Origin of the sequence: Bradyrhizobium sp. SEMIA, from assembly GCF_014844175.1 — a bacterium.
In the GTDB taxonomy this organism is placed as follows: domain Bacteria; phylum Pseudomonadota; class Alphaproteobacteria; order Rhizobiales; family Xanthobacteraceae; genus Bradyrhizobium; species Bradyrhizobium arachidis.
Window position 1 is genome coordinate 6,665,942 of sequence record NZ_CP046601.1, and the last position, 26,057, is coordinate 6,691,998.

Below are 26,057 nucleotides of genomic sequence, written 5' to 3' on the forward strand. Positions count from 1 at the left end.
TCGCCACTCACCATTCGCCAGCTACGCCGCCTTCTTCTTCGCGCTGATCAGCTTGCGGTTGATCAGGACTTCCGCGATCTGGATCGCGTTGAGGGCTGCGCCCTTGCGAAGGTTGTCCGAGACGCACCACAGCACGAGACCGTTCTCCACCGTCGCGTCCTCGCGGATGCGGCTGATATAGGTCGCGTCCTCGCCGGCCGCCTCATACGGCGTGGCGTAGCCGCCGGGCTCCTGCTTGTCGATGACGAGGCAGCCGGGCGCCTTGCGCAGGATCTCGCGCGCTTCATCCGCGGTGATCGGATTCTCGAACTCGATGTTGACGGCCTCGGAGTGGCCGACGAACACGGGCACGCGCACGCAGGTCGCGGAGAGCTTGATCTTGGGATCAAGAATCTTCTTGGTCTCCGCCATCATCTTCCACTCTTCCTTGGTGTAGCCGTCCTCCATGAAAACGTCGATGTGGGGGATGACGTTGAAGGCGATGCGCTTGGGGAATTTCTTCGCGACCAGCTCGTCATTGGTGTAGACGGCCTTGGTCTGCGAGAACAATTCGTCCATCGCGTCCTTGCCGGCGCCCGACACCGATTGATAGGTCGAGACCACGACGCGCTTGATGGTTGCCTTGTCGTGCAGCGGCTTGAGCGCGACCACGAGCTGCGCGGTCGAGCAGTTCGGGTTGGCGATGATGTTCTTCTTCTTGAAGCCTTCGGTCGCAGCCGCGTTCACTTCGGGCACGATCAGCGGCACGTCCGGATCCATGCGCCAGGCCGAGGAATTGTCGATCACGACCGCGCCGGCGGCGCCGATCTGCGGCGACCATTCCTTCGACACCGAGCCGCCCGCCGACATCAGGCAGATGTCGACGTCGGAGAAGTCGTAATGCTCGAGCGCTTTGACCTTCAGGGTACGATCGCCATAGGAGACCTCGACGCCGACGCTGCGGCGCGACGCCAGGGCCACGACCTCGTCCGCGGGGAATTTTCGCTCATCGAGGATGTTGAGCATTTCCCGTCCGACATTGCCGGTCGCGCCGACGACTGCGACTTTGTAACCCATCGTTCACTCTCCGATGAAAAAGCCCGTTCCCGAAGCTGACGCTTAACCAGGAAGAGCAGCGCTTCTATGCGAGAACCGGCCCCAAGACAACGTTGGACCATGCCTGAAGGCCGTGGATGCAATCGCCTGAGGCCAGGACGGCCGAAACTCCTACCCAGCTCTATCTGGCGCTTGCAGCCTTCGCCGACGAGGTGGTCGGCACGCTCGCGCGCCTGTTTGCCTATGTGGGGGCGCTCGCCCTGTTTGCCATCCTGGCGCTGGCGGCCCTCAACCAGCTGCCTGACATGCGGGACGATGAGCCGGCCGCAAGGTCCGGCTGGAGCGTGGCCGACCGCTCGCATCCGGCCTTCGCCGTCAGCCGGCTGGATTCATCAGAAAAAACAGCCTCTTACACCATCTTCAGGCATCCCGAGGGCGGCCGCAGGGACGTGATGCGCTGGGCCGGCGAGGCGGACAAGCCTGTGGCCGAGCTCGAGATCTACCGGGAAGGCGGCGAATTCGACGTGACCCGTCCGGCGACGGCGGACCTAGCGGCCAATCTGGCCGCCCAGCTGGGCCTGGGCTCGACGACCCCGCTCGAGCAGGCCGGCCTGATCGACACCAAATTCGGCCCCGTGGCTCTGTTCCGGCCGGTCGGCACGGACAAGGCGGCGCCGTCCTGCCTCGGCTACCTCAAGCGCAACGAGGAGCCGGCGCTGCAGATCTCCGGCTTCTCCTGCCAGGGCGACACGCTGCCCGCCCGGCGCGCGGCGGTCGCCTGCCTGCTGAACCGGCTGACGCTGCTGGCTTCGGGCAACGAGCCGAAGCTGGCGGAATTCTTCGCCCATGCCGAGCTGAAGCGCCGCGCCTGCGATGGCGCTGCTGCCTCCGACTGGCTGCTGGGCGCGGCCAACGCGCAATTGCGCGGGGCGCTCTGATCGGCATCAAGTCCAAGTGGCTGGTATTGATGCAACTTTTGCCGGCCCGCACGATTATTCACCGCTGGTGTGACCCAATAGACCTAGTTGCAGCCACCCCGGCCGGGCTAGTATGGGGCGAAATCGACTGGCGGCCTGCCGCCTGAAGGGGACGTGATGAGCTCGAAATTCTCTGCGGCAACCAAATTGGCGACCTGGCTAGCGGCAGGCGCCGTCATTGCCGCGGCCTTCGCGACGCCGGCTGCGCCGACACCAAGACCAAGCGCTATGACGAGCGCGGCCGCCCGGTTTACGGCCCGAGCGGCCCGAACGCGGTCTATCAGCAGGGCCGCACCCGCATCTATGTGAGCAAGCGCTCCTGGCTCGACGGCGGCACCGAGGTCAATCCGGGCGACCGCAAGTTCAGCGACTACGCCTTCCCGCCGGAGATCGGCTATCCGACCTTCGCACGCGAGAACAACAACCGTCCGATCGATCGCCAGCCGCTCTCGACGCCGGCCGATGTCGGCGGCTATCCGCGGAATTTCCCGCTGTACTGAGCGGACGTCAGGACCGAATCAAAAGGCCGGGCTCACGCCCGGCCTTTTTGCTTTTGCGAGGTGCCGTAGGGTGGGCAAAGGCGCTCTTGCGCCGTGCCCACGACCTCTCTCCGGTCGCAAAAATGCGTGGGCACGCTTCGCTTTGCCCACCCTACGATTCCTGTTGCTTGGGTGAGATGCGTGCGCCTCACGCGTTCGCTGCCGGATCGTACCGCCTACAAAATTCCTCGATCGCCTCGGAGCGGAAATCGCCGAGACGCTGGAAGATCAGCTCATCCGGCCAATCCCACCATGCGATGCGGCGCAGGCTCTCCGCGACGGAATCGGAAAAACGCTTGCGGATGGGGCGCGCGGGAACGCCGCCGACGATCGTGTAGGGCGCGACATCGCGGCTGACGACCGCGCCTGCGGCGATCACCGCGCCGTCGCCGACCGTGACACCTGGCAGCAGGATGGCGGCGTGACCGATCCAGACATCATTGCCGACGATCACCCGGTCGCCGCGGCGGTCCGCGAAGAAGTCGCGGTCACGCGTCGCGCCCGCCTCGTAATATTCGGGGACATAGGTGAAGCGATGCTGGGACGGCCGGCCCATCGGATGATTGGGCGCACCGATCCGCACCGAATTGGCGATGGCGGTGAATTTTCCGATCGCGGCGTCGGCAACCTCGCAATTCTCGCCGAGATAGGAGTAGTCGCCGAGCGAGGCATATTCGATGCGCGTATTGGCGAGGATCTCGCAGCGCCGCCCGATCTGCGCCTCGCGCTGGCGCACGGTTTCATGGATGATTGTTTCCGCGATCTTGGGGCGGGGTGCATCCATGAGGTAACTCCGGGAGCAGGTGCCGTAGGGCGGGCAAAGGCGCAAAGCGCCGTGCCCACCATCTCTCTCTAATCGCAATCGATTGGTGGGCACGCTTCGCTTTGCCCACCCTACGAGTGCGGTGCCCGCCTTACGCGTGCAGCTTCTGCAATTCCTTCAAAATCGCTTCGCCCATCTGCGTGGTCGAGGCGGCCGTGGTGCCTTCCGACTTGATGTCGGCGGTGCGGAGGCCACTGGCGAGCACCGCGGCGATCGCGGCGTCGACCTTGTCGGCGAGCTCGCCCATGTCGAAGGAATAGCGCAGCGCCATGCCAAAGGACGAGATCATCGCGATGGGATTCGCGAGGCCCTTGCCGGCGATGTCGGGGGCCGAACCGTGCACCGGCTCGTACAGCGCCTTGCGCTTCTTGCTCTTGACGTCGACCTCGCCGAGCGAGGCCGAGGGCAGCATGCCGAGCGAGCCGGTCAGCATCGCCGCGATGTCGGACAGCATGTCGCCGAACAGATTGTCTGTCACGATGACGTCGAACTGCTTCGGCGCCTTTACCAGCATCATGCCGCCGGAATCGGCGAGCTGATGCTCGAGCGTGACGTCGGGATATTCGCGCTTGTGGACCTGGGTCATGACCTCGTTCCAGAGCACGCCCGACTTCATGACGTTGCGCTTCTCCATCGAGGTCACCTTGTTCTTGCGCTTCTTGGCAAGCTCGAAGGCGACGCGGCCGATGCGCTCGATCTCATAGGTGTTGTAGACCTGGGTATCGATGGCGCGCTTCTGGCCGTTGCCGAGATCGGTGATGGTCTTGGGCTCGCCGAAATAGACGCCGCCGGTGAGCTCGCGCACGATGACGATGTCGAGCCCTTCGACCGCCTCGCGCTTCAGGCTGGAGGCATCGGCCAGCGCCGGATAGCACACCGCCGGGCGCAGGTTGGCGAACAAAGCGAGGTCCTTGCGAAGGCGGAGCAGGCCGGCTTCGGGACGCACCTCGTAGGGAACCGCGTCCCACTTGGGGCCGCCGACCGCGCCGAAGATGATGGCGTCGGCGGCCAGCGCCTTGGCCATGTCGCCCTCGGAGATCGACACCTTGTGGGCGTCATAGGCCGAGCCGCCGACGAGGCCGGTGTCGGTCTCGAACTTGGCGATCCCGGCCGAATTGAGCCAATCGATCAGCCGCTTCACCTCGCCCATCACCTCGGGGCCGATACCGTCGCCGGGGAGCAGCAGCAATTTGTGGGTCGCCATGGTCGTTTCCTTCTCGATCCTCTCTTGTCATTCCGGGACGCGCCCTCTTAGGCGCGGGCCCGGAATCCATCCTCCCGATCGTGGTTATGGATTCCGGGCTCGCGCCAAATGGCGCGCCCCGGAATGACAGGTCGGCCGGAGTGCTAGAGCGGCGTTGCGCGCTTGGCAAGACACCATTGCCGCACCGCGGCTGTGCAAGGCGCACCGGGCCTGCCACACTACACGGGCCGGAGAACCCCTTGCACGCGCCTGACCGCCCCCGACCCGACACGCACCCCGCGCGACTGATCCTGACCCTGTCGCTGGCGGCGACGGTCGGGCTCGGCATCGGCCGCTTTGCCTATGCGCTGGTGCTGCCCGACATGCGCGAGGACCTTGGCTGGTCCTACTCGGCGGCCGGTTTCATGAACACCATCAACGCCGTCGGCTACCTCGTGGGCGCGCTGGCCCGCGACCATCGCGCAGTCGCACCCGGAGCGGGCCAATTTCCTGCTCAGCCTGTTCTATGCCGGGCCCGGCATCGGCATCCTCTCCTCGGGGCTGATCGCCCCGTTCACGCTGCAATATTTCGGGCCGGGCTCGTGGTGGATCGTATGGTGGGCGCTGACGCTGCTCTCGGCGGCGATGACCGTGCCGCTGTTCCTGACCCGCATCGAAACCGGCGCGCGCTTCTCCGCAGGCAGCCACGCCGCCTTCGCGATTCTGCCCGTGCTGATCTATCTCGCTGCATATTTCCTGTTCGGCGCCGGCTACATCGCCTACATGACCTTCATGATCGCCTATGTGCGCGACGGCGGCGGCGGGGCGCGGCACAAGCCGCGTTCTGGGGCCTGATCGGTCTTAGCGCCTTCGTCACGCCATGGGCCTGGCGCGGCGTGCTCGCGCTCGATCGCGGCGGGCTTGCCACCGCGATCATCCTCGGCACCAACGCGATCGGCGCCGGCTTGCCGATGCTCGGGCATTCCCCGACATGGCTTGCGATTTCGGCGGTGGTGTTCGGCGTCGCCTTCTTCGCCGTGGTCGGCTCGACCACCGCCTTCGTCCGCTTCAACTATCCGCCGCAGACGTGGCCGACCGCGATCGCGGCGATGACGATCTCGTTCGGCGTCGGCCAGACGCTGGGCCCGATCGTGGTCGGCGCCATCACGGATGCACTGGGAAGCTTGAGCTACGCGCTCAATGTGTCGGCGGCGCTGCTGGCCTTGGGAGCGGTGGCGGCGCTGTGCCAGCGCAAGGTGGGGCCGAAAGCGGCGAATGGCGAGTAGCGAGTGGCGAATTGTGAGCCGCGAGCGCGTTTACGACTCGCCACTCCCCATTCGCTACTCGCTGCCTCAGCTCCCACTAAACGAATTATACCCCTGGTCTTCCCAATAGCCGCCCTTGTAGTCGTTGGTGACTTCCATCGAGACCACGTATTTCGGATTCTTGAAGCCGAGCTTCGTCGGCACGCGGATCTTCATCGGAAAACCATAGGCGCGCGGCAAAATCTCGTTCGCGTATTTGAACGTCATCTGGGTCTGCGGATGCAGCGCGCTGCGCATGTCCAGCGGCGAGTTGTAGCCGTCCTTGTCGGCGCACTGGAACCAGACATATTTCGCGCGCGTGTCTGCGCCGATCAGCTTGAGGAAGTCGCGCAAGGGCGTGCCGGTCCAGCTGCCGATCGCGCTCCAGCCCTCGACGCAGATGTGGCGGGTGATCTGGTTGACCTGCGGCAGCTTGTAGAGCTCATCCAGCGTCCAGGACTTCTTGTTGTCGACGAGGCCGCGCACCTCGAGCTTCCAGTCTTTGCCATCGATATCGGGCGCGTCATCGAGATCGTAATAGGCGTTGAACGGGAACGGCTTCGTGATCGCGCTCTCGGGGAAAGTCGGCGCCAGCGCGTCGGGATTGAAGATGAAGGACTGCACGGCGTCGTTGAACTTCGAAACCTTCGCCAGCATGGTCTCGGCCGAAGACGAGTCCACCACGTCACAGCCGGTGAGCAGCGTCAGCGCCCCCAGGCTGGCGCCGCCAGCGATGAAGCGGCGACGGGTAAAATCCGGCATCGCCTTGATGGAGTCCTTGATCAGCAGCCGCTTGTCGACGCCGGGGATCAGGAATGAACGCTTGGCCATGATAATTCTCCTAATCAGCGGCCAATGATCATCGCGCGCAGGCTCTTCGGCACCAGCAGCGCGAGCAGGACGTGAATGACGAGGAAGGCGCAGATCGCGGCCATGCAGATGAAGTGGACATAGCGCGCGGTCGGATAATCGCCGAACAGCATCACCAGGTAATAGAGCTGCACCGGCTTCCACATGCCGAGGCCGGACAGCACGATCAGCACGCCGACCACGATGATGCCGGCATAGAGGAGGCGCTGGACGTAATTGTAGACGGTGAGGTCGTCATGACCGAGCTTGAAGGTCAGCGCGGCCCTGACGTCGTGGAGCACACCCGACGGCGTGATCGGCAGCAGCTTCTTGCGGAAACGCCCGGTGGCCAAGCCGGTGATGAGATAGGCAAGGCCGTTGATCATCAAGAGCCACATCGCGGCAAAATGCCAGAGCAGGCCGCCGCCGAGCCAACCACCGAGCGTGTATTCGCGCGGGAAGCTGAAGCCGAACAGCGGCGAGGCGTTGTAGATCTGCCAGCCCGACAGGATCATCAGGATCATGGCCAGCGCATTGATCCAGTGCATGACGCGAACCCAGGCCGGCTGGATCACCTTGGCCGGGGTGGCGCTGACCTGCTCGCCTGAGACTGTGAGGCTCGACATGATGGTTCCGTCCTGAACGTCGTCTGACACTGAATATACGCCGCTGCGTCGGCTTTCGTTACGCCCTGTCCGGCATCGAATCGATACCGTCAGGCTATGCCGGTCACAATAAAGCGAGCCGGGTGCCCCCGGCTCGCCGTTTTCGTCGCATCCGGTTTGGGGGATGAAACCGGGCTGCGCGGGGTTACGTCGCCGGCATCAGCACGGTGTCGACCACATGGATGACGCCGTTGGACTGGTTGACGTTGGAGATCGTCACCATCGAGGTGCCGCCCTTGGCATCGACGATCCAGGTCTTGCCGTCCATCTTCTTCACCGTCAGCTCCTCGCCTTCGGCGGTCTTCAGCTTCTTGCCGTCGACGAGGTCGGAGGCTTCGAGCTTGCCGGGCACGACGTGGTAGGTGAGGATCTTGGTCAGCGTCGCCTTGTTCTCGGGCTTGACCAGACTGTCGACGGTGCCAGCCGGCAGCTTGCCGAAGGCGGCGTTGGTCGGCGCGAACACCGTGAACGGGCCCTTGCTTTCCAGCGTCTGCACCAGACCGGCCGCCTTCACGGCCGCGACCAGCGTGGTGTGGTCCTTCGAATTGACCGCGTTCTGGACGATGTTCTTGGACGGGAACATCGCGGCACCGCCGACCATGACGGTCTTTTCCTCGGCACGAACAGGCGCAACGACGGTCGCGGTGATCGCGAGAGCGCTGAAGGCGGCGGCAGCGAGATAGGCAATACGCTTCGACATGGAAAGTCTCCCGATTGAATGGTGACCGGCGATGGCCGGCGTTGAGTTGGGGCAACAACGGTGGCTGCGACCTTTTTTGCGTGAAGCAGCAGCACCGTCGTTGGCCGAACTACGGGAGGGTTTGCGCAGCGGTTTCGGGAAAAAATTCTTTGTGATACGTGAAACTATGTGGGCGCGTGTTCGTGTGCGAGCGCCGCGCCAACCGGACGGTGCCGTAGGGTGGGCAAAGCGCAGCGTGCCCACCAAACGCAAATGGAGGGAGATGGTGGGCACGGCGCTTCGCGCCTTTGCCCACCCTACGGCAGTGTGCCCGTTGCGGCAGTACGCCCGCCTCAATCCCTGCTCTGCGGCGTCTGGATGAATCCGCGATTGTGCGTCGGGCTGATCAGCAGCTCGTTGATGCAGACGCGCGGCGGCATCGAGGCGATGAACGCGATGGTGCGGCCGAGATCCTCGGACTGCAGCATCTTGGCCTGCTCCTCCTCGCTCGGCACCACCGGGCGCAGCTTCAGGATCGGTGTCGCCACTTCGCCCGGCATCAGGCAGCAGGCGCGCAGGCCGTTGACGCACTCGTCCATGTTGAAGGAGTGGGTCAGTGCCAGCACCGCATGTTTCGTCGTGGTGTAGGCCGGGCCCGGCATCTTCGAGACATGACGGCCGGCCCAGGACGAGACGTTGATGATCGAGCCGTCCTGCTGCTTGCGCATCGTCGGCAGCACAGCCCGCATGCAATAGAGCACGCCGTTGAGATTGACCTGGACCAGCTTGTCCCAGCCCTCCAGTTCCATGTCCTTCCAGCTGCGCTTGGGAACATTGATGCCGGCATTGTTGACGAGCAGGTCGATCCGGCCGTGCTTTGCCACGATCTGATCGGCCGCCTTCTGGGCCTGCTCCGCGTTGGCCACGTCCAGCGCGATGGCCTCGGCCGCGCCGCCGGCCTTGGTGATCTTGGCAACCACGGTATCCAGGGCATCCCTGCGGCGGCCCGAAACCACGACGATCCAGCCGTCGGCAGCCAACGCCTCGGCGCCGGCCTCCCCGATCCCACTGCCGCCGCCCGTGACCCAGGCCACGCGTTTCCCGTTTTTGGTCATGCAAACTGTCTCCGTTGCTTCATTGGGGCGGTTTTTGCTAATCCAGCCCTCGGTTTTGACCGGCCTTGTCAGTCTTGCGGTCGAGGAAATCTTGCATGAACCAAGCAGCCAACGCCAATCTGTTTTCCCGCCTGTTCGACGGCCTCGACGACCCCAAACGCCTCGCGATCGAGACGCAGGACGGTGGCCATATCAGCTATGGCGATCTGATCGCGCGGGCCGGGCAGATGGCGAACGTGCTGGCCGCGCGCGGCGTAAAGCCCGGCGACCGCGTCGCGGTGCAGGTGGAAAAGTCCGTCGCCAATATCGTGCTGTATCTCGGCACTGTCCGGGCCGGTGCGGTCTATCTGCCGCTCAACACCGCCTATACGCTGAACGAGCTCGATTACTTCATCGGCGATGCCGAGCCGTCGCTGGTGGTCTGCGATCCCTCCAAGGCCGAGGGCCTTGCCCCGATCGCCGCCAAGGTGAAGGCCAGGGTCGAGACGCTGGGGCCCGACGGCAAGGGCTCGCTGACGGACGCCGCCGACAAGGCCAGCAGCGAATTTGCGACGGTGACGCGGGCCGGCGACGATCTCGCCGCGATCCTCTACACCTCGGGCACTACCGGCCGCTCCAAGGGCGCGATGCTGACGCACGACAATCTCGCGTCGAACTCGCTCTCGCTCGTCGGCTACTGGCGCTTCACCGACAGGGACGTGCTGATCCACGCGCTGCCGATCTATCATACGCACGGCCTGTTCGTGGCGACCAACGTGACGCTGTTCGCCCGGGCGTCGATGATCTTCCTGCCGAAGCTCGATCCGGACCTCATCATCAAGCTGATGGCGCGGGCCACGGTGCTGATGGGCGTGCCGACCTTCTATACGCGGCTGCTTCAGAACCCCGCGCTGTCGCGCGAGACCACCAAGCACATGCGCCTGTTCATCTCGGGCTCGGCGCCGCTGCTGGCCGAGACCCATCGCGAATGGTCGGCGCGCACCGGTCATGCCGTGCTCGAGCGCTACGGCATGACCGAGACCAACATGAACACGTCGAACCCGTATGACGGCGAGCGCGTGCCCGGCGCGGTCGGTTTTCCGCTGCCCGGCGTCTCCGTGCGCGTGACCGAGCCCGAGACCGGCAAGGAGCTGCCGCGCGAGGAGATCGGCATGATCGAGGTCAAGGGCCCGAACGTGTTCAAGGGATATTGGCGCATGCCGGAGAAGACCAAGTCGGAGTTCCGGCCCGACGGCTTCTTCATCACCGGCGACCTCGGCAAGATCGACGGCAAGGGCTACATCCACATCCTCGGCCGCGGCAAGGATCTCGTCATCTCCGGCGGCTTCAACGTCTACCCCAAGGAGATCGAGAGCGAGATCGACGCCATGCCGGGCGTGATCGAGTCCGCCGTGATCGGCGTGCCGCATGCGGATTTCGGCGAAGGGGTCACCGCCGTGCTGGTCTGCAACAAGGGCGCCGATGTCACCGAAGCCGCCGTGCTGAAGGCACTCGACGGGCGCCTTGCAAAGTTCAAGATGCCCAAGCGCGTCTTCGTCGTCGACGAGCTGCCGCGCAATACGATGGGCAAGGTGCAGAAGAACGTGCTGCGGGATACGTACAAGGATATCTACGCGAAGAAGTGAGGGGCCTTGACACCCTTCTAGACCCTCACCCTGAGGAGCGCGCATCTTGCGCGCGTCTCGAAGGGCGAGGCCACCGCCCGGGCCTTCATCCTTCGAGACGCGCGTTCGGCGTTCCTCAGAATGAGGAATTGGCCGTCTGGATTGCTGCGCTCGCAATGACGGAGTGCGTGGCGGCTACTGCCCGCCCACCAGGCTCATCACAAACCTGCTTCCGACGACAAACAGGTAACACCCGAACGCGGCCTCCAGCGTCCGCTTCGACATCGCATGCGCGGCTCTCACGCCGAGCGGCGCGGTGACGAGGCTCATCGGCATCACCAGCACGGCGCCGATCAGCGAGACGTAGCCGAGCGCGAAGGGGATTTGCAGTGCTGCGACGGCCGGATAGGTCGCCGCCGCAGGCCAGCCGGCGTAGATGTAGCCGAGCGCGCCGGGGATCGAGATCAGCACCGCGAGCGCCGAGGAGGTCGCGACGGCCTGGTGGATCGGACGGCTATAGAAGGTCATCAGCAGGTTCGAGAACAGGCCGCCGCCGATGCCCATCAGCGTCGAGAGGATGCCGACGCAGAAGCCGTAGACGCGCATCAGCGGCCCCTTCGGCAGATCGTCGCCGAACTTCCAGCCTTCGCGCGCGAAGATGAGACGCGCGGCCGCGGACCAGGCGACGCAAACGAACACGATCTTGAACAGTTTTTCCGGCGCGTAGCGCGCGATCACGCTGCCGGAGACAACGCCGATCACGATCGGAAGCCACCAGACGCGCAGGATCGACATGTCGACTGCGCCGCGCTTGTAATGCGCCTGGAACGAGCGGATCGAGGTTGGAATGATCACCGCGAGCGAGGTGCCGATGCAGAGCGGCATGCGCACCTCCAGCGGCACGCCGGCGATGCGGAAGCATTCGTAGAACACCGGCACGAGAATCGCGCCGCCGCCGATGCCGAACACACCGGCCAGAAATCCCGAGAGCGCGCCGGTTGCGATCAGCAGTAGCGCGAGCTCGACGACGTCAGAAACCTCCAGGCCGCTCATCGGCGGCGATCCGTCGGCAGCTCTCGCGGATGCGCGACGCAGAAGGCTGCGGCTGCGGCGAGGACGGGCGCGGAGAGGACCAGAAGCAAACCTGCGAAACCCGGGCCTTGCCGACTATAGGCCTCAAACGCGGCAAGGCCGTCGATGGCGACGCCGGCCAGCGAGAAGGCAAGCAGCGGAAGCAGTTCACCCGGCAGGACGTCATTGAGGCCGCGCGCGGTGCGCGGGTGGGGGATGGACGTCAGGCTGACATGGGTGGGCATGGTAGGTCCTGGACTTGCTTGGAGGTAGTGCAACGTAGACCCTTCCGTTTTTCAGCGCTATCTCTGCCAGCCGGCATGCTCCCTTGCGAATTACGGAAGGATGACCATGGACCAACTGGCGGCGTTGGCGACCTTCGTGCGGGCCGTGGACCACGGCAGTCTGTCAGCGGCGGCGCGATCGGTGCCGAGCTCGCTGACTTCGGTGAGCCGCCAGATTTCTGCGCTCGAGCGGCATTTCGGCACGCGCCTGCTGGTGCGGACGACGCGACAACTCGCGCTCACGGAAGATGGACGCATGCTCTACGAGCGCGCCAAATCGATCCTCGGCGAGCTCAAGGAGATCGAAGAGAGGCTGGCCGGCAATCGCCGCGAGCCGTCGGGACGACTGCGCGTGAGCGCGCCGGCATTGATGGGGCGCCTGCTGATCGCACCGCTTCTCGGCGATTTCCTGCGCGCCTATCCATCGCTCTCAGTGGACTTGCTGCTGGTCGATCGCAATGTCGATCTGATCGAGGAGGACGTTCACCTGGCGCTTCGCGTCGGGCGCATGCCCGATTCGCAGCTGGTGATGCGAAAGCTCGCGGAGGTGCAGATGATTCACTGCGCTTCGCCCGATTACCTCGCACGCCGCGGCGAACCGCATACGCCTGCCGACCTGGCGCAGCATGATTGTCTGGTGTTTTCGGATGCGCCGGGCGCTGCAACCTGGCGGTTCGGCCGCGAGGCGAACAGCGGAGCGCGGATCCGCATCTCGGGACGGCTCTGGGTCAATAGTCTCGATGCGCTCGCCGTCGCCGCAGAGAACGGAGCAGGCATCGTCCGCGTGCCGTCATGGCAGGTGGAGAAACAGCTGGTGGAAGGACGCCTGCGACGTCTGCTGCGCGAGCACGAGCCTGCGCCGGCGCCGCTGAACGCGCTATATCAACCGTCGCGACTAGGCTCGACGAAGATTCGCGCCTTCATCGATTTCCTGGTCGAGCGGTGGCGCGGAAGCGATCCCCTCAGCCGGTGATCTCCGCGGCGGGGTGGAATGCAGGCTGCGCATATCCGGACCGGATCAAATCGGATGGTGAGGACGGCGGTCGGCGCCCGGGTGAATGAGGCTGGCGACGCCTTTGGCCGATCTCAGTCCGGTTTGGACGGCATGGTCCGTTTAGAGGTGTTCCAATAGCAATTTCAACGCGCCTCGGCGCTTTCGAAATTGATGAATCAAGATTCTTTTCTTCGCTGGCGGACCGAGGCTCTGGTATACCAAGCCGCTGATTGGCCTTGTTTCATCAAGGCTCTAGGGCTGAACCGGCGTTCGATTTATGGCGATTTGGTGATTGCGCAGGCGAAATCGACTCCGTAAATAGAGCCGACCCTTCGCGATCCCCGCGCGCGCCCTGTTGGGCCGCCATAAAACATCAAAGCCCATGACCGCACGGATCGAACGACCGCTTTCACCACACATGCAAGTCTACCGCTGGACGCTGACGATGGCCCTGTCCATCGTCCACCGCGCCACCGGTATTGCCCTCTATGTCGGAACCCTGCTGCTGGCCTGGTGGCTGATCGCAGCGGCCTCCGGCCCCGCTGCCTATGCCCATGTCCAGGCCTTTACCGGCAGCATCATCGGCCGGCTGATCGTGTTCGGTTACACTTGGGCGCTGATGCACCATATGCTCAGCGGTATCCGGCACTTCGTCTGGGACCTCGGCTATGGCTTCAAGGCCAATGAGCGCGAGGCCCTGACCTGGGGCGCAGCGATCGGCGGCATCGCCCTGACGGTGCTGATCTGGATCATCGCCTATGCGATCGGAGGTGGACGATGAGCGCGACCGATACGCCGAAGCGCAGCATGCGTACCCCGCTCGGCCGCGTCCGCAATCTCGGCGCGGCGCATTCGGGCACATCCGACTTCTGGCGCCAGCGCCTCACGGCGGTGGCGATGACGCTGCTGATGATCCCGGTGCTGGTGATCATCATGATGCTGCTCGGCCGCAACCAGGCCGGCGCCAAGCAGATCCTCGGCTCGCTGCCGGTCGCCATCATCATGGTGCTCTTCATCATCGCCAGCGCCTGGCACATGAAGATCGGCATGCAGGTCGTGATCGAGGACTACGTCCATAACGAGAAGCTGAAGCTCACCGCGATCATGCTCAACAATTTCTTCTCGATCGCGGTCGCGCTCGCCTCGATCTACGCGATTCTCCAACTGTCATCCGGAGTGTAACCCATGGCCAACGAGACGAATGGCAAGGGCAACGGCGCTCCCGCCACCAACGGCAAAGCCTATCCGATCGAAGATCACACCTACGACGTCGTCGTGGTCGGCGCCGGCGGCGCGGGCCTGCGCGCCGTGGTCGGCTGCAGCGAAGCCGGTCTGCGCACCGCCTGCATCACCAAGGTTTTCCCGACCCGCTCGCACACTGTCGCGGCGCAGGGCGGCATCTCCGCCTCGCTCGGCAACATGCACAAGGACGACTGGCGCTGGCACATGTACGACACCGTGAAGGGGTCGGACTGGCTCGGCGACCAGGACGCGATCGAATACATGGTGCGCAACGCGCCCGACGCGGTCTACGAGCTCGAGCATTGGGGCGTGCCGTTTTCGCGCACCGAGGACGGCAAGATCTACCAGCGCCCGTTCGGCGGCATGACCACCGAGTTCGGCAAGAGCCAGGCGCAGCGCACCTGCGCCGCCGCCGACCGCACCGGCCACGCCATGCTGCACACGATGTATGGCCAGTCGCTGCGCCACGCGGCCGAGTTCTTCATCGAGTTCTTCGCCATCGACCTGATCATGGACGATCAGGGCACCTGCCGCGGCGTCATCGCGCTCAAGCTCGACGACGGCACGCTGCACCGCTTCCGCGCCCAGACCGTGATCCTCGCGACCGGCGGCTACGGCCGCGCCTACGCCTCCTGCACCTCGGCGCACACCTGCACCGGTGACGGCGGCGGCATGGTGCTGCGCGCCGGCCTGCCGATGCAGGACATGGAGTTCGTGCAGTTCCACCCGACCGGCATCTACGGCTCGGGCTGTCTCGTCACCGAGGGCGCGCGCGGCGAAGGCGGCTATCTCGTCAACTCCGAAGGCGAGCGCTTCATGGAGCGCTACGCGCCGTCCGCGAAGGACCTCGCCTCGCGCGACGTCGTCTCGCGCGCGATGACCATCGAGATCCGCGAAGGCCGCGGCGTCGGCAAGAAGAAGGACCACATTTTCCTTCATCTCGACCATCTCGATCCCGCGGTGCTCGCCGAGCGCCTGCCGGGCATCTCCGAATCCGCAAAGATCTTCGCCAATGTCGACGTGACGCGCGAGCCGATCCCGATCGTGCCGACCGTGCACTACAACATGGGCGGCATCCCCACCAATTATCACGGCGAAGTCCTGACCAAGAAGGACGGCGACGACAACGCCATCATCCCCGGCCTGATGGCGATCGGCGAAGCGGCCTGCGTCTCCGTGCACGGCGCCAACCGCCTCGGCTCCAACTCGCTGATCGACCTCGTGGTGTTCGGCCGCGCCGCCGCGCTGCGGCTCGCCGAGAAGCTCACGCCCAATGCCAAGCAGCCGGAGCTGCCGGCGAACTCCGCCGAGCTCGCGCTCGGCCGCCTCGACCACTACCGCTACGCCTCCGGCGGCACGCCGACTGCAAAGCTGCGCGAAGGCATGCAGCACGTGATGCAGAACAATTGCGCGGTGTTCCGCACCGGCGACGTGCTGAGCGAAGGCCAGAACCTGATCGAGAAGGTCCACAGCGGCATCACCGACATCGCCGTGTCCGACCGCTCGCTGGTGTGGAATTCGGACCTCGTCGAGACGCTCGAGTTCGACAATCTGATCTCGCAGGCGGTGGTGACGATGGACTCCGCCGCCAACCGCACCGAGAGCCGCGGCGCGCATGCCCGCGAGGACTTCTCCGCGCGCGACGACAAGAACTGGATGAAGCACACGCTGGCCTGGCTCGACGATTCCGGCAAGGTCAAGATCGAGTACCGCCCCGTTCACGACTACACCATGACCAACGACGTGCAGTACATCCCGCCGAAGGCGCGCGTGTATTGATTTGCTGCTTGTCATTGCCGGGCTCGACCCGGCAATCCATCCTTCAACGATGGAGGCACGGGTCAAGCCCGCGCATGACGAAAGAAACCAGAGGCAGGACTAATGGTTGAATTCGCACTTCCGAAGAACTCCAAGATCACTGGCGGCAAGACCTGGCCGAAGCCCGCGGGGGCGACCGAGACGCGCGAGTTCCGCGTCTATCGCTGGAATCCCGACGACGGCAAGAATCCGAGCGTCGACACCTATTACGTCGACACCCATGATTGCGGTCCGATGGTGCTGGACGGGCTGATCTGGATCAAGAACCATATCGACCCGACGCTGACCTTCCGTCGCTCCTGCCGCGAAGGCGTCTGCGGCTCCTGCGCCATGAATATCGACGGCCAGAACACGCTGGCCTGCACCCGCTCGATGCACGACGTCAAGGACGGCGCGGTCAAGATCAACCCGCTGCCGCACCAGCCCGTGGTGAAGGACCTCGTTCCCGATCTGACCAATTTCTACGCGCAGTACGCCTCGGTCGAGCCCTGGCTGAAGACGACCTCGCCGACGCCGCAGAAGGAATGGCGCCAGAGCCACGAGGACCGCGAGAAGCTCGACGGCCTCTACGAGTGCATCCTGTGCGCCTGCTGCTCGACCTCCTGCCCGAGCTATTGGTGGAACAGCGACCGTTATCTCGGCCCCGCCGCGCTGCTCCAGGCCAACCGCTGGGTCTCGGACTCCCGCGACGAGGCGACCGGCGAGCGGCTCGACAATCTCGAGGACCCGTTCCGCCTCTACCGCTGCCACACCATCATGAACTGCGCCAAGGCCTGCCCGAAGGGCCTGAACCCGGCGGAAGCCATCGCCGAGCTCAAGCTCAAGATGGTCGAGCGCCAGATCTAGGCCTCGATTATGCTACGACCCCGGCCGCGGCGGCCGGGGCATTCTACGATCGGCGTCAGTTTGAGTAGAATTTGCCACGACCCGTGTCGCGGGCGAATCATTGGAACACAACCAAAGGTTCCATTCATAAGCCGCTTCCTTCCCGGCGGGAAATTCAAGTAAGCTCTCCGGCCAGGGACCGGGAGCGACCGTGCAGGGCGCGCAACGCAACTCGCTGAGACTGCTGCAGTGGATGATGGCTGCATCCCTGGCGCTCCCGATTGCGCTGTTCGTCTTCGCCTCTACGATCTCCTACACCTCAACCAACGATATCGCCGACCGCGAGATCGAGCGCACGCTCGACGTCGCGCATGAACACGCGCTCAAGGTGTTCGAGACCATCGACCGCAGCCTCGCCGAGATCAACGAGGTCGTGCGCGGCCTTCCCGACGATGCGATCCGCGCACGCGAGCCGGCGCTGCACCAGCGCCTGAAGCGCCTGACCGATTCGCTGCCGCAGCTGAAATCGGCCTGGATCTTCGATGCGGACGGGCGGTCGCTGGTCAACAGCCTCGTCTCACCGCCGCCGGAGCAGGGCTTTGCCGACCGCGATTATTTCCTCGCCCATGTCGACCACAGCATCGGCACCTTCATCGGCACGCCGCTGACGCCGCGTCCGCCCTATCAGGGCGCGCGCTTCTTCGGCGTCAGCCGCCGCCGCGACTCCGACGACGGCCGCTTCATCGGCGTGATCCAGGCGTCCGTCCTGCCGGAATATTTCGAGAGCTTTTACGCCCGGATCGGCTCCGACCCCGGCAGCTTCTTCGCGATCGGGCGCACCGACGGCACGGTGCTGGCGCATTTTCCGCGGCTCGACCGCGATCTCCGGCTCGATCCAACCGGGCCGGTCGGCCAGAAGATCGCAGCTCACCCGGACCATGGCCTCATGACCATCGACTGGGCGTCGGACGGGATCGAGCGCCGCATCGGCTACCGGCGCGTCGCCGAATATCCGATCTATGTCAGCGCGGGCCTCGAGACCTCGGCGATTCGCGCGCGCTGGTACGCCACCATCGGCCAGCATCTGGTGTTCGGCGTGCCCGCCACCGCGCTGCTGTTCCTGCTGCTGGCGTTCGCGTTCCGCCGCACCCAGCATCTCCAGGCCGAAGCCGCCGCGCGGCGCGAGGCCGAGGAGGCGCTCAAGCACAGCCAGCGCCTGGAGGCGCTCGGTCAGCTCACCGGCGGCGTCGCCCACGACTTCAACAATCTGCTGACGGTGATCCGCGCCTCGGTCGACCTGTTGAACCGGCCGCAGCTGACCGAGGAGCGACGGCAACGCTATGTCACCGCCATCGCGGACGCCGTCGCGCGCGCGGCCAAGCTGACCTCGCAGCTGCTCGCCTTTGCGCGGCGGCAGACCTTGAAGCCGGAAGTGTTCGACGTCGGCGAGCGGATACGATCGCTGCACGACATGCTCGCCACGCTGCTCGGCTCGGCGATCGAGATCGCGATCCGGCTGCCGGCCGAGCCATGCCTCGTCAATGCCGATGCCGGCCAGTTCGAGACCGCGCTGATCAACATGGCGACCAATGCGCGCGATGCCATGCAGGGCAAGGGCAGGATCACCTTCGCTGTGCAGGTGGCGACGACCGTTCCGGACACGCTGACGCATCTCGTCGGCAGCCACGGCTTTGTCAGCGTCGCGGTCAGCGATACCGGGATCGGCATTCCCGCTGCACGGCTCGGCCGCATCTTCGAGCCGTTCTTCACCACCAAGCAGGTCGGCCACGGCACTGGTCTTGGCCTGTCGCAGGTGTTCGGCTTTGCCCGGCAGTCCGGCGGCGAGGTGACCGTGATGAGCGAGGTCGGCCAGGGCAGCACCTTCACGCTCTATCTGCCGCGCGTGCCGCCGGACCTGCTGCCGCAGCGTCAGGCGCCGAACACCGCGCCGGCATTGGCCGGCAGCGGCATGTCGGTGCTGGTGGTCGAGGACAATATCGAGCTGGCCAATTTCGCCGCCGACGGCCTCACCGAGCTTGGCTACAGCATCACGCTCGTCGACAACGCGACCGACGCGCTTGCCGAGCTCGTCGTCGACGCGGACCGTTTCGACGTCGTGTTCTCGGACGTGGTGATGCCGGGGATGACCGGGCTCGACCTCGCGCATGCCATCGGCGACCGCGGCATCGGCGTGCCGGTGGTGCTGACGACCGGCTACAGCGAGGCACTCGCGCAGGAGGGCAGACTCGGCTTCGAGCTCGTGCAAAAGCCCTATTCGATCGAGGAGCTGTCGCAAGTGCTCTACAGGGCTGCGCGGCTGCGCCGGGTGCGCGACGGCGCCGCGGAGTAACCGGTACCGTGGAACCGAAGGGAACCGATTGATTTCCTTTGCGTTGTCCGCGCATGCAGAAGCCGGCCGCAAAGCGCGAACAGGGCGAGAAGCCGCCCATCGTCGAGATCACCGGCGAGAATGGCGATGACGTCGCCCCGCCACCGCCGGAATTGCTCGAGCCCGATCCCGAGCTGTCGCCGGAGGAGGCCGAGCAGGCCCGCAAGGATTATCTGCTGACGCGGTTCTGGATCAGCGCGCGCGGCTTCTGGGGCCGCAACGGCGACCGGCTGGCCTGGCCGTTCTCGCTCGGCCTCGTCGTGCTGATCGTCCTCACCGTCGGCTTCCAATACGGCATCAATGTCTGGAATCGCGCCATCTTCGACGCCATCGAGAAGCGCGATGCGGCGAGTGTGTTTCATCTCACCGCGCTGTTCTTCCCACTCGCGATCGGCAGCATCGTGCTCGGCGTCGCGCAAGTGTTTGCGCGCATGAGCATCCAGCGGCGCTGGCGCGCCTGGCTGACTGCAAGCGTGCTGACGCGCTGGCTCAAGAACGGCCGCTACTACCAGCTCAATCTCGTCGGCGGCGATCACGAGAATCCGGAATACCGCATCGCCGAGGATCTGCGCATCGCGACCGATTCGCCGGTCGACTTCCTCGCCGGCGTGACCTCGGCGCTGCTCTCGGCCGCAACCTTCATCGTCGTGCTCTGGACCATCGGCGGCGCGCTCACCGTGACGCTCGGCGGCGCCACCCTCACCATTCCCGGCTTCCTCGTGATCGCCGCGATCCTCTACGCCGCGATCGCCTCCAGCTCGATCATGGTGATCGGCCGGCGCTTCGTGCAGGTCTCCGAGGACAAGAACCAGGCGGAAGCGGATTTCCGCTACACGCTCACGCGCGTGCGCGAGAACGGCGAGAGCATCGCGCTGCTCGGCGGCGAAGAGGAAGAGCGCGACGGCATCGACCGCAATTTTACCAGCGTGCTCGGGCAATGGGCGCGGCTTGCGGGACAACACATGCGCACCACGCTGGTGTCGCAGGGTTCGAGCCTCGTTGCTCCCGTCGTGCCGCTGTTGCTCTGCGCGCCAAAATTCCTCGACGGCAGCATGACGCTCGGGCAGGTGATGCAGGCGGCCTCCGCCTTCACCATCGTGCAGAGCGCGTTCGGCTGGCTGGTCGACAATTATCCGCGGCTCGCCGACTGGAATGCCTGCGCGCGCCGCATCGCTTCGCTCATGATGTCGCTCGACGGTCTCGAACGCGCCGAGCAGGGCGACGGCTTCGGCCGCATCAAGCGCGGCGAAACCAATAACGACGCCATGCTGGAGCTGAAGGATCTCTCCGTCACGCTCGATGACGGCACCGCCGTGGTCGGCGAGACCGAGGTGGTGATCGAGCCCGGCGAGCGCCTCCTGGTCGCCGGAGAATCCGGCACCGGCAAGAGCACGCTGGTGCGCGCCATCGCAGGGCTCTGGCCCTGGGGCGGCGGCAGCGTCAATTTCCATGCCGACCGGCGGCTGTTCATGCTGCCGCAGCGGCCTTACGTGCCGTCGGGCAGCTTGCGCCGTGCCGTCGCCTATCCCGGCGCGGCCGAGAACTGGAGCGAGGCGGAGATCGGCGAGGCCCTGCACAAGGTCGGCCTCGATCATCTCAAGGAGAAGATCGAGGAAGAGGGGCCGTGGGACCAGACGCTGTCGGGCGGCGAGAAGCAGCGCCTCGCCTTCGCGCGGCTCTTGCTGCACAACCCCGACATCGTCGTGCTCGATGAAGCGACCTCCGCGCTCGACGAGAAGAGCCAGGACAAGATGATGAAGATGGTCACCGACGAGTTGCCGAAGGCGACCATCGTCAGCGTCGCGCATCGCGTCGAGCTGGAAGCCTTCCACAGCCGCAAGATCGTGCTGGAGCGTCGCAAAGGCGGCGCCAAGCTCGTCAGCGACGTCGACCTGATCCCGCGCAAAGGCAAGCGCAAGCTGCTCGGGCGATTCCTGAGGCAGCGGAAGGCACCGAAGAAAGCGGCGTGAGGCTCGCTGTCTCTGTCGTCCCGGACAAGCGCAGCGAAGCGGAGCGCCGATCCGGGATCCATAGCCACAGGGAGAGGTTTGACGAAGACTCGGAGTGGGCACCTTGCACCACAACTCCTCCCTGTGGGGATGGGTCCCGGGTTCGCTTCGCCCCCCGGGACGACACTGAAATTGTGGCCCCAACCAAAACCAGCTATGCATGCGCCGCCTGCAACGAGGACCGCCTGCTTGACGCCCGACAACGCCCCATCAACCGCGCCGTTCGGCGCGTTTGCGCCGAATGCGGCGCAGGCCGCGATCATTCGCCTGACGCAGCAGTCGGGGCTGAAGCGCGGGGCGTTCCGGCCGTGGATGTCGCGGCTGGTCAACCTGCTGCGCGGCGGCCCGGTCGACGTGCAGTACCAGGGCGCCTCGTTCCGGCTCTACCACCAGGGCAGCGCCACCGAGCGTGGCGCGCTGTTCAATCCCGACTACAATCTCGACGAGCTCGACTTCCTGCGCCAGCACACCCCAGCGGGCGGCACCTTCGTCGATGTCGGCGCCAATGTCGGCACCTTCGCTTTGGTGATGGCGCGACAGGTGGGGCCCAATGGCAAGGTTGTCGCGATCGAGCCGCATCCGCTGACATTTGGACGGCTCTCGTTCAACCATGCCGCATCGAGAGCAACGCAGGTGCGCCTGGTGCAGGCGGCGGCCGGCGATAGCGACGGCGAGCTGATGATCGAGAGCGGCGGCGGCAATCTCGGCGCCACGCATGTGGTCACCGGCACCGCCAGCACCGAGGCGATCAAGGTGCCGTCGCTGCGGCTCACGCGCATTCTCGAAGAGGCCGGCGTCGCGCAGGTCGATTCGCTCAAGATCGACGTCGAAGGCTTTGAGGACCGCGTGCTGATCGGCTTCTTCCGCGACGCGCCGCAATCACTGTGGCCGCGCGCGGTAGTGATCGAGCATCTGTCACAAAACGAATGGCAGCAGGATTGTATTGCCGACATGGTGGCGCGCGGCTTTGCGATCGCGCGCAAGACGCGGAGCAATACGTTCCTGTCGCGTTGACGAGGACCAACAAACGGAGGTTACGATGATCGACCATCTGGGTTTCTCCGTCTCCGACTATGAGCGCGCGAAGGCGTTCTACGCCAGGGCGCTGGCGCCGCTGGGCTACAGCCTGATCATGGAGGTCACGGCAGAGCAGACCGGACACGCCGCAGCAGCCGGCTTCGGCGCGAACGGCAAGCCGGACTTCTGGTTCGGTGCCGAAGGCGCGATGAACAAGCCGGTGCATGTCGCCATCGCGGCGAAAGACCGTGCGACGGTCGACGCCTTCTACAAGGCCGCGATGGCCGCCGGCGGCCGCGACAACGGTCCGCCCGGCATCCGTCCGCATTACCATGCGAATTACTATGGCGCGTTCGTGCTCGATCCTGACGGCCACAACATCGAAGCGGTCTGTCACGCGCCGGAATAGGCGGGTTCCGAGACGCCGCGACAAGGAACATCGGCGCGCCATCATCGTTGTCGTTCTCCTGACAACTGATGTCGATGATGCTGATGCCGATCGAGCCGCCCGAGATTCCGCCGTCGACACCGGGCACTCCGAGTGAGCCGCCGCCAGGAATTCCGCCGGGCAATCCGCAGCCCGAAATCACGCCGCCGGTGCGCGAGCCCGGCGAATCACCGCGGCCCGACGAACTGCCGGGCCGCGTCCCTGAAGAGATTCCACCACGCGGACCGAACGGACCGCTCACACCGAATCCTGCGACGGACGCAACTTCGCCGTGACCATCACATGAGACGAACCATCACATGTGAGGCGATTGCAACCAGCGTCTGAATGCGCAATGAACGTCGCTATAGTGACGTGATTTACATGCAGAAATAAATCGGCCCGCGACTGCTTCGCTCGCCACAATCCGGCCTAACGCGTAGCTGTTCATCCCAACACTTCGTCAAAGAACCTTCCGGGGAAGTTCACCATATGACCAACCTTCGTTTCGTGCTGCTTGCGACCACGGCTCTGACCGCGATGCAATTGGCAAGCTCCGCATCGCATGCGCAAAGCGCTTCGCCGCTCGTGGTCGCGCAGGCCCAGACTCAAGAAACGGGCCCTGACGGAAAACCGAAGCAGCCGCCGAAGGCACCGCCAGGGGCTGCGCCGCCTGCAGCGCCCGCTATCTCGACAACGCCGCCTCGGCGCAGAAGCCGAAGTCCGTGCTCGACCGGATGCATCAGGGTGATGTCGCGGTTCGGCTCGGAGAGCGGCACCAGCGCGATGGCGCGGCGGTCGTTGTCGGCATTGGCGATCAGCTCGTCGGCGGCCCTGATCCGGATGTCCCAGTTCGAGGCCGCGCTCCAGCCGTCGTCGAACATGATCATCAGCGGCGCCTTGCTGCCGGCAAGCCCGGTCTGCGGATTCCAGATCGGGCCGGCGGCGGCGAAAATGACCAGCGCCGCAGCCAGGAGCCGCAGCGCGGTCAGCCACCACGGCGTCCGCGACGGCGTCTCTTCGCGCGGTGCGATGTCGAACAACAGGCGTGTCGGCGGAAACTCGATGCGGCGCGGCCGCGGCGGCATCACGCGCAGGAGCCACCACAGCACCGGCAGGCTGACGAGGCCGATCAGGAGCAGCGGTTCGGTGAAGGCGAGCGGCAGTCCCATCATGCGGCCGGCCCCGCCTTGATGGTGGTGGTTCGGACGCCCGACTTGCTCACCTGCATGCCGGCGTGCAGATACAGCAACAGCTCGGCCGCCGAGCGATCGGTCGCATGGGTCGTGAACAGCCAGTCGAGCTTGCTCGTCTCGGCGCGGATCTGGTCGCGGTGCAGGGCGAGGCGCGCGGTGTAATCCTGCGCCCAGCTCTCGGCGCGGCCGGCGGTGATCACGCCGAAGCCTTCGGGCTCGACGAACTCGATGCGGCCGGAATAGGGGAACGACTCCTCGGCGGGATCGACGACCTGCACCATGGTGCCGTGTGCGCCGGAGCCGGAGAGGCCCGCGAGCGTGGTCTTGATCTCCGCGATCGGCGACCAGAAATCCGACAGCACGATGATCTCGGCCAGCGCCGCGGGCACGAAGGAGGGCGGCAGGCTGAGCCGGTCGGCATCGTCATGCAGCATCGCCTGCGCCATCTTGTCGATGACGCTGCGGCTCGCGGTCGGTGCCATCAGGCCGGGAATGCCGACGCGCTCGCCGCCGGAGACCAGCAGCTCGGCCAGCGCGAAGGCGACGATCAGCGTGCGCTCGAGCTTGGACTCGCGCGCCGTCTTCGAGGCGAACGCCATCGACGGCGAACGGTCGGGCCAGATCCAGACCGTGTGCGAGGCCTCCCATTCGAGCTCGCGGACATAGAGATGGTCGTCGCGCGCCGAGCGGCGCCAGTCGACGTTCTGCGCCGGCTCGCCGGAGACGAAGCGGCGGTATTGCCAGAAATTCTCGCCGGAGCCGGCACGGCGGCGGCCATGCAGGCCGTGGATGACGTTGGCGGCGATGCGGCGGGCTTCTAGCACCAGGCGCGGCAGCGAAGCGGCGAGCGTGCGGCTTTCGCCATCGGCACGTCGGATCGCGATGATCTCCTTTGCTGTGTGCCCGGTCTCTGCGGCCATCAACCGATCCGTGTCTTGAGTTGCTTGATCACGTCCGGAATCGTGCGGCCTTCGGCGCGCGCCTGGAACGTCAAGGCCATGCGGTGCTTCAGCACGGGCTCGGCGAGGTCGAGCACGTCGTCGACCGAAGGCGCAAGGCGGCCGTCGATCAGCGCACGGGCGCGCACGGCGAGCATCAGGGATTGGCTGGCGCGCGGGCCGGGGCCCCAGGCGATGAACTTGCCGGCTTCGCCGCTCTCGGCGCCGGGACGGGCCGAGCGCACCAGCGACAGGATCGCCTCCACCACGGAATCGCCGACCGGCAGGCGGCGCACCAGCCGCTGCGCGGTGATCAGCGCATCCGCGCTCATCGAGCCCTTGGCGAGCGTCTCCTCGGCGCCGGTGGTTTCGAACAGGATGCGGCGCTCGGCGTCGCGATCGGGATAGTCGACGTCGATCTCCATCAGGAAGCGGTCGAGCTGTGCTTCCGGCAGCGGATAGGTGCCTTCCTGCTCCAGCGGGTTTTGCGTCGCGAGCACATGGAAGGGCTTGGGCAGATCGTGACGCGCGCCGGCCACCGTGATGTGCTGCTCCTGCATCGCCTGGAGCAGCGCCGACTGCGTGCGCGGTGAGGCGCGGTTGATCTCGTCGGCCATCAGCAGCTGCGCGAACACCGGGCCCGCAATGAAGCGGAAGGCGCGCCTGCCGGCAGTGCTCTCGTCCAGCACCTCGGCGCCGAGAATGTCCGACGGCATCAAATCGGGCGTGAACTGGATGCGCTTGGCATCGAGACCGAGCGTGACGCCGAGCGTCTCGACCAGCTTGGTCTTGGCAAGACCGGGCACGCCGATCAACAGCGCATGGCCACCGGAGAGGATCGTCACCAGCGTGTTCTCGACGACGCGATCCTGGCCGAAGATGACGGAGCCGATCGCCTCCTTCGCCGCGCGAATCTGGCTCGACACCTGCTCGGCCGAACGGACGATCCCGTCCTCGAGTTTCTCGACACTCTCCGCCATTCGCTCGCTCCTTCAGCCGGTCCTTCGGCTCGCTTGCGTCGTCACATCAGCACGTCGGCTAGATCATGGGCCCTATGCTAGACTTGCAGGAAGG

Annotated in this window: 23 protein-coding genes and 3 pseudogenes; 14 read left to right on the plus strand and 12 right to left on the minus strand. The window is 65.4% G+C overall.

All coding sequences use genetic code 11. The features are described from left to right. Nucleotides 1–21: 21 nt before the first annotated feature. Complete coding sequence (locus tag FOM02_RS32120; protein WP_027561821.1) at nucleotides 22–1,056, minus strand: aspartate-semialdehyde dehydrogenase; 1,035 nt, start codon at nucleotides 1,054–1,056, stop codon at nucleotides 22–24. Nucleotides 1,057–1,172: 116 nt separating this feature from the next. Between FOM02_RS32120 and FOM02_RS32125 the strand changes: the two genes are divergently transcribed. Next, nucleotides 1,173–1,973, plus strand: a complete 801-nt coding sequence (locus FOM02_RS32125) for a hypothetical protein (protein ID WP_027561820.1) — start codon at nucleotides 1,173–1,175, stop codon at nucleotides 1,971–1,973. 156 nt (nucleotides 1,974–2,129) lie between these two features. Further along, a pseudogene (locus tag FOM02_RS32130) lies at nucleotides 2,130–2,512 on the plus strand (hypothetical protein). Between the two features lie 187 nt (nucleotides 2,513–2,699). Here the strand turns inward: FOM02_RS32130 and FOM02_RS32135 are convergent. After that, nucleotides 2,700–3,335, minus strand: a complete 636-nt coding sequence (locus tag FOM02_RS32135) for a DapH/DapD/GlmU-related protein (RefSeq protein WP_027561818.1) — start codon at nucleotides 3,333–3,335, stop codon at nucleotides 2,700–2,702. A 130-nt stretch (nucleotides 3,336–3,465) separates the two neighbouring features. Continuing rightward, nucleotides 3,466–4,578, minus strand: coding sequence for a 3-isopropylmalate dehydrogenase (leuB, locus tag FOM02_RS32140; protein ID WP_265440564.1), 1,113 nt, complete (start codon nucleotides 4,576–4,578; stop codon nucleotides 3,466–3,468). Nucleotides 4,579–4,817: 239 nt separating this feature from the next. Between leuB and FOM02_RS32145 the strand changes: the two are divergent. Continuing rightward, a pseudogene (locus FOM02_RS32145) lies at nucleotides 4,818–5,843 on the plus strand (YbfB/YjiJ family MFS transporter). A gap of 66 nt (nucleotides 5,844–5,909) precedes the next feature. Here FOM02_RS32145 and FOM02_RS32150 read toward each other — a convergent pair. From FOM02_RS32150 to FOM02_RS32165, 4 genes are all read right to left on the minus strand, one after another. Then, nucleotides 5,910–6,692 (minus strand): molybdopterin-binding protein, encoded by a 783-nt coding sequence (locus tag FOM02_RS32150; protein WP_027561815.1) that lies wholly within the window; start codon nucleotides 6,690–6,692, stop codon nucleotides 5,910–5,912. A 14-nt stretch (nucleotides 6,693–6,706) separates the two neighbouring features. Next, complete coding sequence (locus tag FOM02_RS32155) at nucleotides 6,707–7,336, minus strand: cytochrome b/b6 domain-containing protein (protein WP_027561814.1); 630 nt, start codon at nucleotides 7,334–7,336, stop codon at nucleotides 6,707–6,709. A gap of 184 nt (nucleotides 7,337–7,520) precedes the next feature. Continuing rightward, nucleotides 7,521–8,075, minus strand: a complete 555-nt coding sequence (locus tag FOM02_RS32160; RefSeq protein WP_027561813.1) for a fasciclin domain-containing protein — start codon at nucleotides 8,073–8,075, stop codon at nucleotides 7,521–7,523. Between the two features lie 332 nt (nucleotides 8,076–8,407). Next, entirely contained in the window at nucleotides 8,408–9,169 is a 762-nt protein-coding gene (locus FOM02_RS32165; protein ID WP_027561812.1) for an SDR family oxidoreductase, read from the minus strand. 95 nt (nucleotides 9,170–9,264) lie between these two features. Here FOM02_RS32165 and FOM02_RS32170 point away from each other — a divergent pair, with 95 nt between their 5' ends. Continuing rightward, entirely contained in the window at nucleotides 9,265–10,794 is a 1,530-nt protein-coding gene (locus FOM02_RS32170) for a malonate--CoA ligase (RefSeq protein ID WP_027561811.1), read from the plus strand. Between the two features lie 174 nt (nucleotides 10,795–10,968). On the opposite strand, the gene FOM02_RS32175 is transcribed toward FOM02_RS32170, so the two are convergent. After that, nucleotides 10,969–11,826, minus strand: a complete 858-nt coding sequence (locus FOM02_RS32175) for a sulfite exporter TauE/SafE family protein (RefSeq protein WP_027561810.1) — start codon at nucleotides 11,824–11,826, stop codon at nucleotides 10,969–10,971. Then, nucleotides 11,823–12,089 carry a hypothetical protein gene (locus FOM02_RS32180; RefSeq protein ID WP_027561809.1) on the minus strand — a complete coding sequence of 89 codons (267 nt, stop codon included), beginning with the start codon at nucleotides 12,087–12,089 and terminating at the stop codon, nucleotides 11,823–11,825. The genes FOM02_RS32175 and FOM02_RS32180 overlap by 4 nt, the downstream gene beginning before the upstream one ends. Nucleotides 12,090–12,195: 106 nt before the next feature. On the opposite strand from FOM02_RS32180, the gene FOM02_RS32185 reads away from it, so the two are divergent. From FOM02_RS32185 to FOM02_RS32230, 10 genes are all read left to right on the plus strand, one after another. Next, nucleotides 12,196–13,101 (plus strand): LysR family transcriptional regulator, encoded by a 906-nt coding sequence (locus FOM02_RS32185; protein ID WP_027561808.1) that lies wholly within the window; start codon nucleotides 12,196–12,198, stop codon nucleotides 13,099–13,101. A 403-nt stretch (nucleotides 13,102–13,504) separates the two neighbouring features. After that, the gene (gene sdhC, locus FOM02_RS32190; RefSeq protein ID WP_027561807.1) at nucleotides 13,505–13,903 is read left to right on the plus strand and encodes a succinate dehydrogenase, cytochrome b556 subunit; all 399 of its coding nucleotides are present in this window, start codon (nucleotides 13,505–13,507) and stop codon (nucleotides 13,901–13,903) included. Continuing rightward, nucleotides 13,900–14,304: a succinate dehydrogenase, hydrophobic membrane anchor protein gene (gene sdhD, locus FOM02_RS32195; RefSeq protein ID WP_027561806.1), complete on the plus strand. Its 405-nt coding sequence runs from the start codon at nucleotides 13,900–13,902 to the stop codon at nucleotides 14,302–14,304. Before sdhC ends, sdhD begins: the two co-directional genes overlap by 4 nt. A gap of 3 nt (nucleotides 14,305–14,307) precedes the next feature. Beyond that, a complete protein-coding gene (gene sdhA, locus FOM02_RS32200) occupies nucleotides 14,308–16,143 on the plus strand; it encodes a succinate dehydrogenase flavoprotein subunit (RefSeq protein ID WP_027561805.1) in 1,836 nt (611 codons plus the stop codon). 102 nt (nucleotides 16,144–16,245) lie between these two features. Beyond that, nucleotides 16,246–17,028 (plus strand): succinate dehydrogenase iron-sulfur subunit, encoded by a 783-nt coding sequence (locus FOM02_RS32205; RefSeq protein ID WP_027561804.1) that lies wholly within the window; start codon nucleotides 16,246–16,248, stop codon nucleotides 17,026–17,028. Nucleotides 17,029–17,218: 190 nt separating this feature from the next. Continuing rightward, the gene (locus FOM02_RS32210; protein ID WP_027561803.1) at nucleotides 17,219–19,357 is read left to right on the plus strand and encodes a hybrid sensor histidine kinase/response regulator; all 2,139 of its coding nucleotides are present in this window, start codon (nucleotides 17,219–17,221) and stop codon (nucleotides 19,355–19,357) included. Nucleotides 19,358–19,410: 53 nt separating this feature from the next. Further along, nucleotides 19,411–21,366 (plus strand): ABC transporter ATP-binding protein/permease, encoded by a 1,956-nt coding sequence (locus tag FOM02_RS32215; RefSeq protein ID WP_027561802.1) that lies wholly within the window; start codon nucleotides 19,411–19,413, stop codon nucleotides 21,364–21,366. 228 nt (nucleotides 21,367–21,594) lie between these two features. Then, entirely contained in the window at nucleotides 21,595–22,419 is an 825-nt protein-coding gene (locus FOM02_RS32220; RefSeq protein WP_027561801.1) for an FkbM family methyltransferase, read from the plus strand. A 25-nt stretch (nucleotides 22,420–22,444) separates the two neighbouring features. Further along, nucleotides 22,445–22,831, plus strand: a complete 387-nt coding sequence (locus FOM02_RS32225) for a VOC family protein (RefSeq protein ID WP_027561800.1) — start codon at nucleotides 22,445–22,447, stop codon at nucleotides 22,829–22,831. A gap of 83 nt (nucleotides 22,832–22,914) precedes the next feature. Continuing rightward, entirely contained in the window at nucleotides 22,915–23,145 is a 231-nt protein-coding gene (locus FOM02_RS32230) for a hypothetical protein (RefSeq protein WP_027561799.1), read from the plus strand. A gap of 444 nt (nucleotides 23,146–23,589) precedes the next feature. Here FOM02_RS32230 and FOM02_RS32235 read toward each other — a convergent pair. The 3 genes and pseudogenes from FOM02_RS32235 to FOM02_RS32245 all read right to left on the minus strand — a co-directional run. Next, nucleotides 23,590–24,024: pseudogene (locus tag FOM02_RS32235) on the minus strand (BatA domain-containing protein); the annotation flags it as partial. Further along, nucleotides 24,021–24,965: a DUF58 domain-containing protein gene (locus FOM02_RS32240; protein ID WP_027564340.1), complete on the minus strand. Its 945-nt coding sequence runs from the start codon at nucleotides 24,963–24,965 to the stop codon at nucleotides 24,021–24,023. The gene FOM02_RS32240 and the pseudogene FOM02_RS32235, both read right to left, overlap by 4 nt. Continuing rightward, complete coding sequence (locus tag FOM02_RS32245; RefSeq protein WP_027564341.1) at nucleotides 24,965–25,963, minus strand: AAA family ATPase; 999 nt, start codon at nucleotides 25,961–25,963, stop codon at nucleotides 24,965–24,967. Before FOM02_RS32245 ends, FOM02_RS32240 begins: the two co-directional genes overlap by 1 nt. Nucleotides 25,964–26,057: the final 94 nt, after the last annotated feature.

What these genes read in the sequence shown, in the direction of transcription:
- sdhA (WP_027561805.1), top strand. Translation starts at nt 14,308, where the DNA reads ATGGCCAACGAGACGAATGGCAAGGGCAACGGCGCTCCCGCCACCAAC.
- FOM02_RS32225 (WP_027561800.1), top strand. Translation starts at nt 22,445, where the DNA reads ATGATCGACCATCTGGGTTTCTCCGTCTCCGACTATGAGCGCGCGAAG.
- FOM02_RS32150 (WP_027561815.1), bottom strand. Translation starts at nt 6,692, where the DNA reads ATGGCCAAGCGTTCATTCCTGATCCCCGGCGTCGACAAGCGGCTGCTG.
- FOM02_RS32120 (WP_027561821.1), bottom strand. Translation starts at nt 1,056, where the DNA reads ATGGGTTACAAAGTCGCAGTCGTCGGCGCGACCGGCAATGTCGGACGG.
- FOM02_RS32160 (WP_027561813.1), bottom strand. Translation starts at nt 8,075, where the DNA reads ATGTCGAAGCGTATTGCCTATCTCGCTGCCGCCGCCTTCAGCGCTCTC.
- FOM02_RS32215 (WP_027561802.1), top strand. Translation starts at nt 19,411, where the DNA reads ATGCAGAAGCCGGCCGCAAAGCGCGAACAGGGCGAGAAGCCGCCCATC.
- FOM02_RS32185 (WP_027561808.1), top strand. Translation starts at nt 12,196, where the DNA reads ATGGACCAACTGGCGGCGTTGGCGACCTTCGTGCGGGCCGTGGACCAC.
- FOM02_RS32135 (WP_027561818.1), bottom strand. Translation starts at nt 3,335, where the DNA reads ATGGATGCACCCCGCCCCAAGATCGCGGAAACAATCATCCATGAAACC.
- sdhD (WP_027561806.1), top strand. Translation starts at nt 13,900, where the DNA reads ATGAGCGCGACCGATACGCCGAAGCGCAGCATGCGTACCCCGCTCGGC.
- FOM02_RS32245 (WP_027564341.1), bottom strand. Translation starts at nt 25,963, where the DNA reads ATGGCGGAGAGTGTCGAGAAACTCGAGGACGGGATCGTCCGTTCGGCC.
- FOM02_RS32230 (WP_027561799.1), top strand. Translation starts at nt 22,915, where the DNA reads ATGCCGATCGAGCCGCCCGAGATTCCGCCGTCGACACCGGGCACTCCG.
- FOM02_RS32155 (WP_027561814.1), bottom strand. Translation starts at nt 7,336, where the DNA reads ATGTCGAGCCTCACAGTCTCAGGCGAGCAGGTCAGCGCCACCCCGGCC.
- leuB (WP_265440564.1), bottom strand. Translation starts at nt 4,578, where the DNA reads ATGGCGACCCACAAATTGCTGCTGCTCCCCGGCGACGGTATCGGCCCC.
- FOM02_RS32170 (WP_027561811.1), top strand. Translation starts at nt 9,265, where the DNA reads ATGAACCAAGCAGCCAACGCCAATCTGTTTTCCCGCCTGTTCGACGGC.
- FOM02_RS32125 (WP_027561820.1), top strand. Translation starts at nt 1,173, where the DNA reads ATGCAATCGCCTGAGGCCAGGACGGCCGAAACTCCTACCCAGCTCTAT.
- FOM02_RS32240 (WP_027564340.1), bottom strand. Translation starts at nt 24,965, where the DNA reads ATGGCCGCAGAGACCGGGCACACAGCAAAGGAGATCATCGCGATCCGA.
- FOM02_RS32205 (WP_027561804.1), top strand. Translation starts at nt 16,246, where the DNA reads ATGGTTGAATTCGCACTTCCGAAGAACTCCAAGATCACTGGCGGCAAG.
- FOM02_RS32180 (WP_027561809.1), bottom strand. Translation starts at nt 12,089, where the DNA reads ATGCCCACCCATGTCAGCCTGACGTCCATCCCCCACCCGCGCACCGCG.
- FOM02_RS32165 (WP_027561812.1), bottom strand. Translation starts at nt 9,169, where the DNA reads ATGACCAAAAACGGGAAACGCGTGGCCTGGGTCACGGGCGGCGGCAGT.
- FOM02_RS32175 (WP_027561810.1), bottom strand. Translation starts at nt 11,826, where the DNA reads ATGAGCGGCCTGGAGGTTTCTGACGTCGTCGAGCTCGCGCTACTGCTG.
- sdhC (WP_027561807.1), top strand. Translation starts at nt 13,505, where the DNA reads ATGACCGCACGGATCGAACGACCGCTTTCACCACACATGCAAGTCTAC.